Raw genomic sequence first — 16412 nt, 5'->3', positions numbered from 1 at the left:
TCTACCCCACCAACTAGCTAATGCGCCGCAGGCCCATCTGTACGTGACACAAGGTCTTTCCACACCAGCCCATGCGGGCTAATGTCGTATTCGGTATTAGCTTCGGTTTCCCGAAGTTATCCCAATCGTACAGGCAGGTTGCCTACGTGTTACTCACCCGTCCGCCGCTAATCTCAGGAGAGCAAGCTCTCCGTTGATCCGCTCGACTTGCATGTATTAGGCACGCCGCCAGCGTTCGTCCTGAGCCAGGATCAAACTCTCCAATAAAGTTGAAAAGATGATTCGCTGAGCTCGAAAGCTAGCTAAATAATTAAATCGAAATTGATTGAACTCGCACACTCGAGTTTCACTGTTCAGTTTTCAAGGAACTTCTTTACCGCTTCACCGCTCTGCTGTATCTCAGCGGCGACTTTTATATCTTATCAAGTTAACAAGCTTTTGTCAACATCTTTTCAGAAGTTTTTTTACTTGTTTGCTAGACTGCTGTGACTCGTTGTCAGCAACTTTTATAGAATATCAGATTTAAAAATAGAATGCAACCTTTTTATTTCATTTTGCTTACACTTATTTGCACGCGATAGTTGGCATACTGTAGAAGTTCATCCAAAACCGCCTGAAGTTCTTCCATATCCGCCAAACATACGTGTATAAGATAACAACCATCTCCGCTTACTCGATGAACGAAATAAACCTTTGAATGGCTTTGAATGAACTTACGAAAGCCCTCATGATTGTTACTCTTCATGAAGACCGTTACAAAAGCGGTAATAGACTTTCCCAGCTTCTTCTCATCTATCTGCACGGCATACCCCGTAATAACCCCCGCTTCTTCCATACGGCGAATTCGATTCGCGACTGCCTGGCCTGTCAAATGCACCTGCTCTCCAATTTCCCTCCACTGCATACGGGCATTTTTCTGTAATAAATCAAGAATTGCCTTATCCGCTGCATCAAGCATTTCCTCTTCCCTTCTTTCACCATGAAACTGTAATCCCGCATACTCTTACGCAATCCAATCCATCTTCTTTGTACAATGATTGTATACCGATACTTCAAAAAGGAGGAATAAAAATATGAATATCCAGCTTGTTCGCCATGCCACATTACTGATCCAGTTCCATAATCAGTGCTTACTAATCGATCCGATATGTAGCCCCGTTGGAAGCATGGACCCCGTACCCGGTGTCCCGAATACTCAAAAAAATCCACTGGTCAATCTTACAGTCCCTCTGTCCACATTGCTAGAAGTCGATGCAGTACTCCTTACGCATCTACACCGGGATCATTTTGATCCAGAGGCTGCTCGACTCCTACCTAAACATCTTCCTGTCTTCTGCCAACCTGAGGATACAGAAGCCATTCGGGCGTATGGGTTTCGCCACGTCTCCCCTGTATCCTCCTCTCTCACATGGGAAGGCATCACGCTTCACAGAACCGGCGGGCAGCACGGATCGGGGGAAATGGCACAACGAATGGGACCTGTGTCCGGCTTTGTTTTGGAAGCTCAAACAGAACCTACTCTTTATATAAGCGGCGACACTGTTTGGTGCCCGGAAGTCAAACAGGCACTTCACACCTATACTCCAGATGTAGTTGTCTGTTTTGCAGGAGGCGCACAATTCGCAGAAGGTCTACCGATTACGATGACTTCAACCGACATTCTGCACGTAAGCAACGATGCTCCTCACGCCCGCATAATTGCTGTCCATATGGAAGCGTGGAATCACTGCCGTCTATCCCGTAGCGAACTTCGCACATTTGCAGGCACTCATGATTTGTCATCTCGCCTTCTCATTCCAAAAGATGGCGACATAATTACCTTTATGGCATAACGAAAAAAGCGGATGGGCTACCAGGCGCATCCGCTTTCTGTATAGAATTCCTTATTTCACGTGGCGTTTCTCCAGCTCTTGAAGCACGGCATCGAACGGTAGCTTCTGCTCGCGTAACAGTACAAGCAGGTGGAAAATCAAATCAGACGCTTCATAGCGCAGCTCATCATGACTGCGGTTTTTCGCCGCGATAATCACTTCGCTCGCTTCTTCCCCAACTTTTTTCAGGATTTTATCAACGCCTTCACGGAACAAATACGTTGTATACGATCCTTCCGGCATCTCCGCTTCTCGCTTCGCAATAAGAGACTCCAGCTTATTAATGATATCAAATCGACCATCTGCCTCGACTGCTGTCGGTTCCGGATTTCCAGATGCCGCTTCCCCTGTCAGCAGTGAATCCGCGAAGCAAGAGTATACATTTTTGTGGCAGGCTGGACCTGCCGGAATTACTTTTACAACGAGGGAATCTCCATCGCAGTCATACGTAATATCGACTACACGCTGTGTATTGCCCGATGTGGCCCCTTTGTTCCACAGCTCCTGGCGTGAACGGCTCCAGAACCATGTTTCGCGTGTCTCGATCGTTTTTTTGAGCGACTCTTCATTCATGTAGGCAAGCGTCAGCACTTCCTTACTCTGCGCATCCTGCACAATCGCTGGAATTAAACCGTTGCTGTCAAATTTCAAATCTTGCACATTCATTTATACCGTCTGCCACTTAAAACATAGACAAATATCCATGTTAAGAGTTTTCCTGCTTCATCCTGCCTCGTCTCGCCACTTGCCCGCTACTACGGTTTGTTTGACAGTCCACAGGCGTAAATTCCCGACTAGCCACCGGTACATCTACACCGCTTCGTTAGGTTAATACGGTATATTCCGTTGCTTGTTTCAGATTCAAGGATGCGTTGAAGTCACGATCTAAACTGATTCCGCAGTTCTCGCAGGTAAAGGTTCGTTCTTTCAAGGAAAGTTGTACCTTTTTATGCCCACAGCAACTACATAGCTTAGACGATGGATAAAACATACCAACTTCTCGCACTTCAATCCCGTACTTCTTACATGCGGATAGAAGTTTCAACTTGAAATCGTAGAATCCCTGATTAGAAACGGCTCTTGCCACATGCCGATTCTTGACCATTCCTTTTACGTTTAATTTCTCCAATGTGATAAAGGCTGGCTTGGTTTTCACCAGCAGACTCACAACATAGGAACGGTACGCCGAACGCATGTTAGCGAGTCGCATGTGCAACGTTTGCACTCTCAACACAGCTTTGCGTATGTTACTTCCGCGATAAGTGGCAGACTTTTCACCTCTCTTTCGTTGCTCATATTTTCTTGATAACGCACGTTGCGCTCGTTTCAATCGCTTTTCTGTGCGCTTAATTGCGGAAGTTTTGTTGATATTACCGAATACTTGCCCGTCACTTGCACTCACAAAATCTTTTATTCCTACGTCAATTCCAATGCCGTCTCCTCGTTCTGCTTGCTCGTAACTCTCCTGTACGTCAATCAATACACTAACAAAGTATCGACCTGCTTTTTGTGATACTGTGCCACTTCGTACCGTTGCGTTTACCGGGATATAGCCCTTTTCTTTCAGGCGTACCCATCCAAGCGTAGGCATCTTTATGCGATGCCGTTCTACCATCCAGTCTGTTTAGTTGTTCTTAGGGAAATAAGCTTTTACATCCTGATTCTTTTTCTTCTTGAAGCGTGGATACTTGGATACCCCCTTAAAGAACTTTTTGAACGCTTTCTCCCCGTTCATCATCGCCTGTTTAATCGCTTTGGATGATACTTCCTTAATCCATTTGTACTCATCTTGCTTAGAAATATCATGATTTACAAGTTTGGAAAAGTCGTTGGCTGTAATAAACGTCTTATCTTTCTCGTACTGCTCTTTATTCTTGAAAAGATACAGATTGTAGATAAAGCGACATGTTCCAATGGTTCGGTTGATCTTGTCCGCTTGCTATGGTGTAGGGTAGATTTCCGTCTTACATCCACGTAACATCTACTTTCACCTCCAAAAGAATTGAAAGAGCACTTGCAGGAAGAAGCGAAAAAGGAACACAGGTCTTTATCCAACTACATCATGACTTTGCTTCAAAATCGCACCACTTCGAAATGACGGGGTGGGCTTTTCTATGTTTGTGGATGGTTGTCTACATTTTTAAGAACTGTTCTACGTCTCCTCTGTTATACGCATCTCGATCTTACGCTCATGTAAGTACTGCTTTACTTCTTGAATGGATGTTTCCTTATAATGAAAAATCGAGGCCGCCAGTGCCGCATCCGCTTTTCCGTCTACAAATGCATCATAAAAGTGCTCCTTCGAGCCTGCACCGCCAGATGCAATGACCGGAATACGAACGGCTTCCGATACCGCCCGTGTCAGTGCTAGCGCAAATCCATCCTTTTGTCCGTCCGAATCCATGCTGGTCAGCAAAATCTCACCCGCGCCAAGTGCCTCCACCTGCTTCGCCCACTCGACCGCATCGATGCCTGTCGCTGTACGCCCACCGTGTGTATACACTTCCCAGCCTGTTCCGTCTGCGTTCGCCTTCGCATCAATCGCGACCACAATACACTGGCTACCGAAAACTTCTGCTCCTTCCCGCACAAGCTCCGGGCGTTTAACGGCTGCTGTATTCACGGACACTTTATCCGCTCCAGCCCGCAAGATGCGGCGCATATCTTCCACCGCATTAATGCCGCCACCCACTGTGAACGGAATCGTTACGTTCGCCGCCGTATTCTCAACTACTTCAACCATTGTCTCTCGCCCTTCATGAGAAGCCGAAATGTCAAGGAACACAAGCTCGTCCGCACCTTCGTCACTGTACCGCTTCGCCAGCTCAACCGGATCACCAGCATCGCGCAAGTTTACAAAGCTAATCCCTTTTACAACTCGGCCTTCTTTTACATCGAGGCACGGGATGATTCGTTTTGCCAGCATGCGCTACACCCCCTGCACGCTGCGTAATGCCTGCGCAAGATTGATACGGTCTGTGTACAATGCCTTGCCTACAATCGCACCGCCGACTCCGTCTTTTGCGTACTGCGCCAATTCGAGTAGATCTTGCTCTACACTCACACCACCGGATGCGATGACGGTTTTGCCGATCGCACGCGCCAGCTGTACCGTTGATTCTGTACTTGGTCCTGCTAGTGTGCCATCACGAGAAATATCGGTGTAGATAAACGTCTCCGCTCCTTTGGAAATGAGCACTTTCGCCAGTGCTTCCGCTGTTACCCCAGACGTTTCCAGCCAGCCATGTGTCGCCACATAGCCATCTCGGGCGTCAATGCCAATCGCCACCTTATCACCGTACTTCGCCAGCACCTGCTCAGCAAATGGCTGATCCTGAATCGCCGCTGTTCCGAGAATAACACGAGCTACGCCGCTTTCGATGTAGCGTTCTACATCTTCCATTCGGCGCAGGCCGCCGCCAATTTGAACGGGTACGTCAAGCGTACGGGCAATTTCACATACAACTTCATGGTTAACCGGCTGGCCTGCTTTTGCGCCATCGAGATCAACCAGGTGAACCCACTGTGCGCCCTGCGTTGCCCATTGCTTCGCCATATCGAGCGGCGAATCGCCATATACCGTTTCCTGATTGTAGTCGCCTTGCAACAGGCGCACACACTTGCCACCGCGAATGTCAATCGCTGGATAAATAATGAAACTCATCTCCACACCCTCATTTCTATCTCGTTATGTCGTACGCGCCGTCTCACACAGCTCCGCAAAATTTTGCAATAGCTTCATGCCAACTGTCCCACTCTTCTCCGGGTGGAACTGCATGCCATATACATTGCCCTTGCCAACAATCGCTGGCACTTCCTGATAATAATCTGCCATCGCCAGCAATACTGGACGGTTCTCCTCTGTCGGCTGAAGAAAGTACGAATGTACAAAATACACATACCCTTGCTCTACATCTCTAAAAATCCGATTGTCCTGCAAGAACGTCAACCGATTCCAGCCCATATGCGGCACTTTGTAATCCCCTTCAAAGCGCTCAACACGACCTGGAAGAAGCCCTAATCCTTCGTTCGCACCGTGCTCGGTACTGCTATCAAATAAAAGCTGCATGCCAAGGCAAATGCCGACAAGCGGCTTGCCACTTGCTGCGAACTGGTGAATCGGTTCAATTAGACCAAGTTCTCGTAGGTTTTTCATCGCATCCCCGAATGCACCAACCCCCGGTAGAATCGCACCGTCTGCTGCAAGTAACTCATCAGCCGTTGATACAAATTTGTATGCATACCCGAGACGCTCCACTGCCTTGCTCACACTGTGCAAGTTGCCCATCCCATAATCAATTATCGCGATCATCGTTACAACATTCCTTTCGTGGACGGGACCCCTTTCACACGCGGGTCGATCATCGTTGCTTCATCAAGCGCACGGCCAAGTGCTTTGAATACCGCTTCAATCATGTGGTGCGTGTTATGTCCGTAGTGCACAATAATATGAAGCGTAATGCGTGCTTCAAGTGCCAGTTTCCAGAAAAACTCATGGAACAATTCAACCGGGAAATTGCCGACATTCGCAGACGGGAATTCAGCACGATATTCAAGGTGCGGGCGGTTACTAATGTCAATAATGACCTGACCCAATGCTTCATCCATCGGAACAAATACGCTTGCGTACCGCTTAATCCCTTTCTTGTCACCAAGTGCTTCTCGCAGCGCTTGACCTAAACAGATCGCAATATCTTCTACCGTATGGTGGTAGTCAATCTCGATATCGCCTTTTGCCTGTACATTCAGGTCGAATTGGCCATGCTTTGTAAACAAATCGAGCATATGGTCAAGAAATGGAACATCCGTTTTTAACTCACTGCGGCCTTCTCCGTCAACCGCAAACGATAAAGTAATGTCCGTTTCATTTGTCTTACGTGCAATAGATGCCTGACGCATGCTGGTTCCCCCTAGTTCTGTTCGTTATCGAGGCGCATCTGGATCGCCCTCGCGTGTGCTTCAAGCCCCTCCTGGCGGGCAAGTGCCACGATTTTTTGTCCGTTCGCCAATAAATCCTGACGGCTGTATGAAATCAAGCTTGTTTTCTTCAGGAAGTCATCCACATTAAGCGGGGATGAGAAGCGTGCTGTACCATTCGTTGGCAGAACGTGGTTCGGTCCGGCAAAGTAGTCGCCTACCGGCTCCGAGCTGTATGCACCAAGGAATATCGCCCCGGCGTTTTTCAGCTTACCTACATACTCCATCGCATCTTCCACGACGACCTCAAGATGTTCCGGAGCGAGACGATTGACTACATCAATGCCTTGTTCCAAACTATCCACGATGCAGATCGCACCGTGATCACGAATGGATTTCTCGGCAATTTCCCGGCGCGGCAGAACCGCAAGTTGTTTCTCGACTTCCTGCTGTACCGCTTTGGCCAGTGTACGGCTTGGTGTAACCAGAACAGAAGATGCCATCGCATCGTGTTCCGCCTGCGACAGCAAGTCAGCCGCCACATAACCAGGATTCGCTGTGTTATCTGCCAGCACAACAATCTCACTCGGTCCGGCTACCATATCGATATCAACTAAGCCGAATACTTCACGTTTTGCTAGTGCCACGTAGATATTACCTGGACCGACAATTTTATCAACCGGCTTGATCGTTTCCGTTCCATATGTGAGAGCCGCAATCGCCTGAGCACCGCCAACTTTATAAATCTCTGTCACACCAAGCGTTTGCGCTGCTACAAGCACGCCTGGATTGACCTTTCCATCCTTGCCTGGCGGCGTAACCATCGCAATCTCTTCTACCCCGGCCACCTGTGCCGGAATGGCATTCATCAAGACAGAGGACGGATACGCTGCTGTGCCGCCCGGTACATACAGACCGACACGCTGCAATGGACGAATCAGCTGTCCAAGCATCGTACCCGATTCTTTTGTAGTCATCCATGATTGGCGCATCTGGCGGCTGTGGTAGTCACGAATGTTGATCGCAGCTGCCTCGATCGCTTCGCGCACTTCCGGGCTAATATTTTGCTCAGCCTCCGCAAATTCTGCTTCACTTACCCGCATGCGATCTAGCGTAATGCCATCAAAGCGGGCTGTATAATCGAGTACTGCTTGATCGCCGTTCTGTTTTACTTGCGCCAAAATATCGAGCACAGCCGCACGCTGCATGTCAGTTCCGTTCTCTACATCGCGGCGTGTAGAAAAATTGTTAGCCTCTACAATGCGTATCATTTATTTCTCCTCCACAATTGACGCGAACTTCTCATATACATAATCAACCGCTTCGCTCTTCATCCGGTAGCTTACCCGATTGGCGATCAGGCGGGTCGTGATTGGCACGATTTCTTCTAATTCAACCAGACCGTTCTCTTGTAATGTACGTCCGGTTGACACAATGTCCACAATCCGGTCGGCAAGTCCAATGAGTGGAGCTAACTCGATCGAGCCGTTCAGCTTGATTACTTCCACCTGCTGGCCCTGCTCTCGGAAATACTTCGATGCAACACGCGGATATTTGGTCGCCACACGCGGCGTGCCGCTGGTTGGTTTCCAGTCTGGCAGGCCCGCAACAGACAGGCGACAGCGGCTGATCTGTAAATCAAGCAGCTCATATACATCGCGGTCTTCCTCAAGTAACACATCTTTTCCAACTACTCCGATATCCGCCACACCGTACTCTACGTATGTCGGAACATCAGTCGGCTTGGCGAGAATAAAATCAAGGTTGGCTGCTGGAACCGGAACAATTAGTTTCCGAGAATCGTCAAACTCCGGTGGGAGCGGCACCCCGGCACGACGTAACAGGTCCGCCGCTTCTTCAAAAATCCGCCCCTTCGGCATCGCTACAATTAATCGGTCACTTGCCTGCATCGCCATTATGCTCCCTCCTTCGTCAGGTCAATAATATCGGTATATTGAGAAAAATCAGCCGCCAGCCATTCATCCTTCCGCTGAGCAACCACCACTTTTCCTTCTTCCATGCGCATACGACTAGCTAGCTCCAACGCCTCCTGACGCTGTGATGCCCGATACAAAATCAAGCTTTTTTCCACCTGTACTGGCATATCTCCTACCGCTTCAAGTAGTCTATCCATTTGAACAGCAAATCCGGTAGCTGGACACGGACGTCCAAACTGTGCCATCAGGCCGTCATATCGTCCACCTGTACAAAGGGCAAACCCTTGATTTGCTGCATACCCTTCGAACAAAACACCTGTATAGTAATCAAGATTGCTGCTCATGTTCAGATCCAGAATGACAGAGTCTGTTACTTGATACGCTTCGAGCGCTTCCCATAATTCATACAAGTTCGCTACGGCCCGGCGTGCCTGGCCGTTCACCGTAATCGCCTCAGCTCGTGCAATGAGCTCCTTACCACCGCGCAGCTTCAGCAACTCACGCAGACGCGCTTCGTTTTCAGCCGGAAGCCGCAATTCTTTCACATATTGGCGGAACCCTACATAATTACGGCAGTGCAAGTACTCTCGCAGCACATCGCGGTCTTCTTTGCGCGGAACCGTTTCTTCGAACAGCCCCTCCAGAAATCCTACATGCCCAATCGCAATTTTAAACGTTTGTACCCCTGCAGCTTTCAGCACGGATACAGCAAGTGCTATCGCTTCTGCATCCGCATCCACCGACGCTGAGCCGATGTTTTCAATGCCGAGCTGGACAAACTCCGCATTGCGTCCTGCCTCTTTCGCTTGTGCCCGGAATACGCTCGCGCTGTACATCAGGCGTAAGGGAAGCGGCTCATCTTTTAAAAGTGACGACGCCACACGTGCGATCGGGGCCGTCATATCAGGCCGCAGCACCACGGTTTTGCCCTGCCGATCGAGTAATTTGAATAGTTTGTTATCAATAGTGGCACTCGCGCCCCCGACTGTATCGTAGTATTCAAGCGTTGGGGTCATAATCTCCGCATATCCCCATTGTTCCATGCACTGCTTTACTTTATCTTCAAGCTTGCGCTGTTTCTTCAATAAATCCGGGAGTACATCTCGCATACCGAGCGGTTTTTCAAAGCCTAACGGTCTCGACATCAGTGTCTCTCTCCTTTTCTATCCTTTAGTTCGCTACCAAACTAAAGGATTCTTATTGATTGTAAGTCTACCACGGGACTTCACTCTTGTAAAGAGGTAGAAAGCGATTGGTTTGAGCCAGGCGAGGAGGAGACAGCGTTCGAACGCTTGTTGTTTCTTTTCAGCGGAGAAGTATAGACTGCCCGCTCCGCCAAGAAACGGGGGAACGGCAAAACATCTGGGCTTCTCAATGATGGAGACAATTGCCGTTCTTAATCCCCATTTCTTGTCTCCGCTCGGTTATGAAAAGAAAAGACAGCGCTTTTCGAACGCTGTCTCCTCTGTTCTTGTCAAAACAATCACTTCCGCTTCTCTTACTCAATAAAAATCATGAAAGTGTGAGCACCGGAAGTATATGTTCAAAAAGCAAGGCCTTTTCTTTTCCAGCCCAGCGTAAGGGCAAGGTGGGGAGATAGACCTGCAATTGTCTCCATCGCAGAAATAACCCAGATGTTTTGCAGGTCCCCGCCTTGCCCTGAAGCGGACAGTTCATACTTCCCTGCCGAAAAGAAACAGCCAGCGTTTGAACATATACTTCCCTCTCGCCTCATACCTCTTCATGAATTTGGAAGCCGGATGATCCGCATCGGATTCCCCCCTACGAACGCCCCGGCTGGCACGTCTTGATGCACAAGTGTCGCTGCCGACACAATGGCCCCATCACCAATCGTCACGCCAGGAAGAATCGTCGAGTTTGCCCCGATCATTACGTTCGAGCCGATCTTTACATCTCCGAGCCGATACTCTTCTATTAAATACTCATGCGCAAGAATCGTCGTATTATATCCAACAATGCTATTGTCCCCAATCGAAATGCGTTCTGGAAACATCGAATCCATCATAACCATCAGTGCAACCGATGTCTGCCTGCCGATCTTCATGCCGAGCAAATGGCGGTACATCCAGTTTTTCACCGGAAGCCATGGCATGTAGCGGGCCAGTTGAACAACGGTAAAGCATTTCATAACCTTCCAAAAGCTCACCGTCTTATAAATCTGCCAGAGTGAATTGGCGCCCGTCACCGGGTAGCGTTCTGTATTTCGCTTTGCCATATGCCACCTCTTATGTGTTTTCTACCGGCTTCTTGACGATCTGAATTAAGTCGGATATATCATTTAGCAGATGCGTTGGCTCGAATGTAGAAAGAAACGCCGCCCCCTTCAGACTCCAAGCTACACCGGCTGATGCCACACCCGCATTTTGTGCTGCCTGAATATCGTACTGACTATCCCCAACCATTAATGTACGAGCCGGGTCAGCACCAAGTAATTCGATTGCTTTTAACACCGGTGCTGGATGCGGTTTGTGTTCTTCCGTATCCTGATACGCTACAAATGCGTCCATGTACGGATCAAGTCCGAATATGCGTACCCCCATCTCCGCAGTATGGCGTTGTTTTGTAGTTACGATCCCCATTTTTACACCCATAGCTGCCAAATCACGTACCGTCTGCACAACATTCGGAAATTCACGTACGAGTTCGTCATGTACGAGGTCATTATGCTCACGATACACCTGTACCAGCTCGTCCACATGCTCGGGTCCGAATATCTCCATCTGGTCATACAGCGGCTTACCCATATGCGGGAGAATGTCGTCACGCGTATATTTGCCTGGATAGTATTTTTCTAATGTATACATAAATGAGGTTAAAATCAGGTTGTTCGTATCAATCAGTGTACCATCAAGATCAAACAGCACATACTCATATCGCAGCATTGTATCCCTTCCTTCCTAATGTACGTATTGTTTCTCACTCTTCTCCATATCGCTTATCCGCATAACCAAGGCGGCGACGTACAACCATCAGGATCAGTGCCAGTACAATCAGCACCAAACTAATCACCTGTGCCATACGCAGGTACTCTGTCAGCATCAAACTGTCCGTCCGCAGTCCCTCTATAAAAAAACGTCCAATCGAATACCAGATGATATACGTCAGGAACAACTCTCCGCGCCGTACTTTAATCACCCGGCGAATCGTAATAAGAAGCAAGAAGCCCGCGATGTCCCAGATGGATTCATATAGGAATGTTGGATGATAATACTGGTATGTATTCGTTACCGGATCAAGGATGTGCATCTGATTTATAATAAACTGCGGCAGATGCAGTCCCTGCAAGAACTCCAGCGTCACAGGTCCACCGTGCGCTTCCTGATTCATAAAATTCCCCCAGCGACCAATCCCTTGTCCGATAATTAGGCTCGGTGCCACAATGTCTATCAAACGCCAGAACGAAATATTTTTAACTCGGGAATAAATATAGCCTGCTAGGATCGATCCAATTAACGCACCATGAATCGCAATTCCACCATGCCAGATTGCAATAATCTCACTCGGATGCGTGCTGTAATATTCATCCCAGCGAAAAATAACATAATAAATACGCGCCCCAATAATCGCAGCTGGAACTCCGTACATAACCGCATCCATAATAATCTCCGGGTCCATGCCAACGCGACGCGCTTCTCGCAGGGCGAGCAGCAATCCAACAAGCGACGCTGTTCCAAGAATAATTCCATACCAGTGTACAGAGATCGGCCCCAGATGGAACGCGATCGGATTAAGAGCCATAATCATATAGTATCCCTCCTAGATGTCGTCTGCTGCTTCCTCGATCGTATCTGTCAGCTTCTTACTGAACACAACCGCTGCATTATAGCCCATGCGCTTCAGACGGAAGTTCATCGACGCCACTTCCACGATAACAGCCAGATTGCGCCCTGGACGAACTGGAATCGTAATCTGCGGCAATTCCGTATCCAAAATTTTCAATTTCTCTTCATCTAATCCCAGACGCTCATACTGTTTCTCCGGGTCCCAGGTCTCCAGGCGAATGACAAGTGTGATCCGTTTAAAGTTCCGAATCGCCCCGGCACCGAAAAGCGTCATGACATTAATAATGCCAACGCCACGAATTTCAAGCAAATGCTGAATAAGCTCCGGAGCGCTGCCAATCAGTTGATTCTCCTGTGTCTGTCGCACTTCCACGGCATCATCTGCCACCAGACGATGGCCACGCTTTACAAGTTCAAGCGCCGTTTCACTTTTCCCGATGGAACTCTGTCCAACAATGAGCACGCCCATCCCATATACATCGACAAGCACCCCGTGCATCGTCGTCGTCGGGGCCAATCGCCCTTCTAAATATGTAGTCAGCTTGCTTGACAGTTTCGTAGTCGCAAGCGGAGAGGTCAGCACCGGAATTCCACGTTCTTCGGCCTTTTCGAGGAGAATCGTCGGGATTTCACAGCCATGCGCCACGCAGATGCATGGTGTCTTCTCATCCAGCAGGCGTCCGGCACTTTCTTCCTTCTCTGCATCAGATAGCATGCTAAAAAAGCTCATTTCTTTCTGTCCAAGCAATTGTACGCGCTCGGCCGGGTAGAACTGAAAATGCCCGGCAATCTCGAGACCCGGACGACTGATGTCGCTTACCGTGATTTCCCGCCGCACACCGGCCTCTCCAGCAGCCACTTTTAGATGAAAATAATTAATAATGTCCCGCACATATGTTTTCTTCACCTGTTCCACCCTTTCTTTCTACAATACTTGCTTCTATTGTATCACATTTCCTAGAAAGGCCCGTTGCCAGAGCCATCTGACAGCGGGCCTTTCATTTTACATTCACATCTGGATTTATCGCATCTGCAGGCGGGCTTCAGACCGTTCCCGGTCACGTGCAAGCACAGGTGCGAGGAAGTGGGCCGTGTAAGATTCCTCGACCTTAACCAGGTCTTCCGGTGTTCCTTCTCCCACAATCGCACCCCCTCGGCTTCCACCATCTGGGCCAAGGTCAACAATATGGTCAGCTGTCTTAATCACGTCCAGATTGTGTTCAATGACAAGTACACTATCTCCCGCATCTACAAGACGTTGTAGCACACGAAGCAGACGATCAATATCATCAATATGCAAACCGGTTGTTGGCTCGTCCAGAATGTACAACGTTTTGCCATTGCTGCGGCGGTACAACTCAGATGCCAGCTTTACGCGCTGTGCCTCCCCACCGGATAACGTCGTCGCAGGCTGGCCAAGCTTCACATAGCCAAGACCTACATCGAACAGCGTCTGCATTTTACGCTGAATGCGCGGGATGTTTTTGAAAAACTCAAGCGCATCTTCCACCGTCATCGCAAGCACATCGGCAATATTCTTACCCTTGTAGCGTACTTCGAGCGTTTCACGATTGTACCGCTTGCTATGGCATACTTCACACGGCACATATACATCTGGCAGAAAGTGCATCTCAATTTTGATAATCCCGTCCCCTCGGCACGCTTCACAGCGACCGCCCTTCACATTGAAGCTGAAACGGCCTTTCTGATACCCACGCATCTTCGCTTCATTCGTCTGCGCGAACAAGTCCCGAATGTCGTCAAATACGCCAGTGTATGTCGCCGGATTGGAACGCGGCGTTCGGCCGATTGGCGACTGGTCAATGTCGATGACTTTATCCAGATGCTCAATGCCTTCGATTTTACGGAATGAACCTGGCTTTGCTTTTGATTTATGCAAGTCCCGCGCAAGCGCCTTATGCAAAATTTCATTAATCAACGTCGATTTACCCGAACCGGATACCCCAGTTACACACGTAAACACACCAAGCGGCACGTTGAGCGTAACATTGCGCAAGTTGTTCTCCTTCGCACCCGTCACTTTAATCCATTTGCCGTTCGACTGGCGGCGTTCGAGCGGCACTGGAATGAACTTGCGCCCGCTTAAATACTGGCCGGTCAGCGAGTTCGGATCATCCATAACTTCCTTGGGCGTTCCTTGCGCTACGACCTGCCCGCCATGAATGCCCGCGCCTGGCCCGATATCAATAATATAATCTGCTGCCATCATCGTATCTTCATCGTGCTCGACTACGATCAGTGTGTTGCCCAGATCGCGCATATGCTCAAGTGTCTTAATCAGACGCGCATTATCACGCTGGTGCAGGCCGATGCTCGGCTCATCGAGAATGTAGAGCACACCCATGAGACTCGAACCAATCTGGGTCGCCAGGCGGATACGCTGCGCCTCTCCACCGGACAGCGTGCCAGCTGAGCGGCTCATTGTCAAGTAATCCAGTCCAACATCCACAAGGAACTGCAAACGTGCCTTGATCTCTTTCAAAATCAGGCGAGCAATCTGCATCTCCTTATCGGTCAACGCTAACGTATCAAAAAACACATGCGCATCAACAACCGACAGATCGGTTACATACGCAATGCTTTTACCACCTATAAGCACCGCAAGTGCTTCTGGACGTAGTCGATCTCCCTTGCAAGTCGGGCAATCTTTCTGACTCATGTACAGTTCGAGCTGCTGACGAACATGGTCCGATCCTGTCTCCCGATAGCGACGCTGTACGTTGTTGACCACGCCTTCAAATGTTGTATGCGTCTCTCGTACGGTCGTACTAAAATCACTCTTGTAACGAAAAAGAAGCTCCTCTTTCCCGCTACCGAACAAAAGTACATGTTGCTGCTCGTCTGTCAGTTCCTCGAACGGTTTGTCGAGGTCAATCGCATAATGCTTCGCGACGCAGCTCAAAATCTGGCCGTAGTATTCCGATGTGGAGCTATTCCACGGATCAAGTGCCCCTTCGTTCACGCTTTTTGTCTTGTCCGGTACGACTAGATCATGGTCAACCTCCAGCTGGCTACCTAGACCGTCACAGGTCGAGCAAGCACCGAATGGGCTATTAAAAGAGAACAGACGCGGCTCAAGCTCGGACATGCTAAAGCCACAAGTCGGGCAGGCGAGATTCTGACTAAACAGCAGCTCTTCCTTCTCCATTACATCAACGAGCACACGACCTTCTGCCAGGCGAAGCGCCGTCTCAAGCGAGTCAGCCAGACGGCTCTCAATACCTTCTTTCACCACAATGCGGTCGATCACAACTTCAATCGTATGCTTCTTGTTCTTCTCAAGCTTGATCTCCTCAGACAGATCCCGTACCTCTCCGTCGATGCGCACACGCACATATCCCTGCGTGCGAGTCTCTTCGAGCAGTTTTACATGTTCCCCCTTGCGCCCCTGAACAAGCGGAGCAAGAATTTGCAAGCGGGTTTTCTCAGGATACGCCACAATCCGGTCCACCATCTGTTCGACCGTCTGCGCCGTGATTTCGATCCCGTGCTCCGGACAGTGTGGACGTCCGACGCGAGCATACAACAGACGCAAGTAATCATAAATTTCGGTGACGGTCCCCACAGTAGAACGCGGGTTTCGACTTGTTGTTTTCTGGTCAATGGAGATCGCCGGAGAAAGTCCCTCAATAGAGTCCACATCCGGCTTGTCCATCTGGCCAAGGAACTGACGCGCATACGCAGAAAGAGACTCCACGTAGCGACGCTGGCCTTCGGCATAAATCGTATCAAACGCAAGCGACGATTTCCCTGAACCGGACAATCCGGTCAGAACCACAAACTTGTCGCGTGGAATCGTAATATCAACATTTTTCAAGTTATGGGCGCGTGCGCCCTTAATGACAATATTCTCACGACTCATA

At 49.2% G+C, this 16412-nt stretch carries 15 protein-coding genes, 1 rRNA gene and 1 pseudogene (1 of these 17 running past the window's edge); 1 reads left to right on the top strand and 16 read right to left on the bottom strand.

Annotated elements, in window-relative coordinates; all coding sequences use genetic code 11:
- Both CB4_RS03720 and CB4_RS03715 read right to left on the bottom strand, forming a co-directional pair.
- Nucleotides 1-267, bottom strand: a 16S ribosomal RNA gene (locus CB4_RS03720) (it extends 1271 nt beyond the left edge of the window).
- A gap of 277 nt (nt 268-544) precedes the next feature.
- Nucleotides 545-958 (bottom strand): Lrp/AsnC family transcriptional regulator, encoded by a 414-nt coding sequence (locus CB4_RS03715; protein ID WP_096463648.1) that lies wholly within the window; start codon nt 956-958, stop codon nt 545-547.
- A gap of 115 nt (nt 959-1073) precedes the next feature.
- Between CB4_RS03715 and CB4_RS03710 the strand changes: the two genes are divergently transcribed.
- Nucleotides 1074-1832: an MBL fold metallo-hydrolase gene (locus CB4_RS03710; RefSeq protein WP_096463647.1), complete on the top strand. Its 759-nt coding sequence runs from the start codon at nt 1074-1076 to the stop codon at nt 1830-1832.
- Nucleotides 1833-1883: 51 nt separating this feature from the next.
- Here CB4_RS03710 and hisIE read toward each other — a convergent pair whose 3' ends face one another.
- From hisIE to uvrA, 14 genes and pseudogenes are all read right to left on the bottom strand, one after another.
- On the bottom strand, nt 1884-2537 hold the full coding sequence (hisIE, locus tag CB4_RS03705; RefSeq protein ID WP_096463646.1) for a bifunctional phosphoribosyl-AMP cyclohydrolase/phosphoribosyl-ATP diphosphatase HisIE: 654 nt from the start codon (nt 2535-2537) through the stop codon (nt 1884-1886).
- Between the two features lie 157 nt (nt 2538-2694).
- Nucleotides 2695-3798, bottom strand: a pseudogene (locus tag CB4_RS03700) (RNA-guided endonuclease InsQ/TnpB family protein).
- 225 nt (nt 3799-4023) lie between these two features.
- On the bottom strand, nt 4024-4797 hold the full coding sequence (gene hisF / locus CB4_RS03695; protein WP_096463645.1) for an imidazole glycerol phosphate synthase subunit HisF: 774 nt from the start codon (nt 4795-4797) through the stop codon (nt 4024-4026).
- Between the two features lie 3 nt (nt 4798-4800).
- Nucleotides 4801-5535: a 1-(5-phosphoribosyl)-5-[(5-phosphoribosylamino)methylideneamino]imidazole-4-carboxamide isomerase gene (gene hisA / locus CB4_RS03690; protein WP_096463644.1), complete on the bottom strand. Its 735-nt coding sequence runs from the start codon at nt 5533-5535 to the stop codon at nt 4801-4803.
- A gap of 24 nt (nt 5536-5559) precedes the next feature.
- Nucleotides 5560-6183 carry an imidazole glycerol phosphate synthase subunit HisH gene (gene hisH / locus CB4_RS03685; RefSeq protein ID WP_096463643.1) on the bottom strand — a complete coding sequence of 208 codons (624 nt, stop codon included), beginning with the start codon at nt 6181-6183 and terminating at the stop codon, nt 5560-5562.
- A 2-nt stretch (nt 6184-6185) separates the two neighbouring features.
- The gene (hisB, locus tag CB4_RS03680; RefSeq protein WP_096463642.1) at nt 6186-6770 is read right to left on the bottom strand and encodes an imidazoleglycerol-phosphate dehydratase HisB; all 585 of its coding nucleotides are present in this window, start codon (nt 6768-6770) and stop codon (nt 6186-6188) included.
- Nucleotides 6771-6781: 11 nt separating this feature from the next.
- Complete coding sequence (gene hisD, locus CB4_RS03675) at nt 6782-8059, bottom strand: histidinol dehydrogenase (protein ID WP_172890768.1); 1278 nt, start codon at nt 8057-8059, stop codon at nt 6782-6784.
- Nucleotides 8060-8704: an ATP phosphoribosyltransferase gene (hisG, locus tag CB4_RS03670; RefSeq protein ID WP_096463641.1), complete on the bottom strand. Its 645-nt coding sequence runs from the start codon at nt 8702-8704 to the stop codon at nt 8060-8062.
- Nucleotides 8704-9870, bottom strand: a complete 1167-nt coding sequence (locus tag CB4_RS03665) for an ATP phosphoribosyltransferase regulatory subunit (RefSeq protein ID WP_096463640.1) — start codon at nt 9868-9870, stop codon at nt 8704-8706. Before CB4_RS03665 ends, hisG begins: the two co-directional genes overlap by 1 nt.
- 596 nt (nt 9871-10466) lie before the next feature.
- Entirely contained in the window at nt 10467-10961 is a 495-nt protein-coding gene (locus CB4_RS03655) for an acyltransferase (protein ID WP_096463638.1), read from the bottom strand.
- A 10-nt stretch (nt 10962-10971) separates the two neighbouring features.
- Nucleotides 10972-11628, bottom strand: coding sequence for a pyrophosphatase PpaX (gene ppaX / locus CB4_RS03650; RefSeq protein WP_096463637.1), 657 nt, complete (start codon nt 11626-11628; stop codon nt 10972-10974).
- A gap of 34 nt (nt 11629-11662) precedes the next feature.
- Nucleotides 11663-12490: a prolipoprotein diacylglyceryl transferase gene (lgt, locus tag CB4_RS03645; protein WP_096463636.1), complete on the bottom strand. Its 828-nt coding sequence runs from the start codon at nt 12488-12490 to the stop codon at nt 11663-11665.
- 12 nt (nt 12491-12502) lie between these two features.
- Nucleotides 12503-13435 (bottom strand): HPr(Ser) kinase/phosphatase, encoded by a 933-nt coding sequence (gene hprK / locus CB4_RS03640; RefSeq protein ID WP_096463635.1) that lies wholly within the window; start codon nt 13433-13435, stop codon nt 12503-12505.
- Nucleotides 13436-13549: 114 nt separating this feature from the next.
- Nucleotides 13550-16411 (bottom strand): excinuclease ABC subunit UvrA, encoded by a 2862-nt coding sequence (gene uvrA, locus CB4_RS03635; RefSeq protein WP_096463634.1) that lies wholly within the window; start codon nt 16409-16411, stop codon nt 13550-13552.
- Nucleotide 16412: the final 1 nt, after the last annotated feature.

The sequence above is a fragment of the Aneurinibacillus soli genome, from assembly GCF_002355375.1.
Classification (GTDB): domain Bacteria; phylum Bacillota; class Bacilli; order Aneurinibacillales; family Aneurinibacillaceae; genus Aneurinibacillus; species Aneurinibacillus soli.
This window is presented reverse-complemented; position numbering and strand designations above follow the sequence as displayed.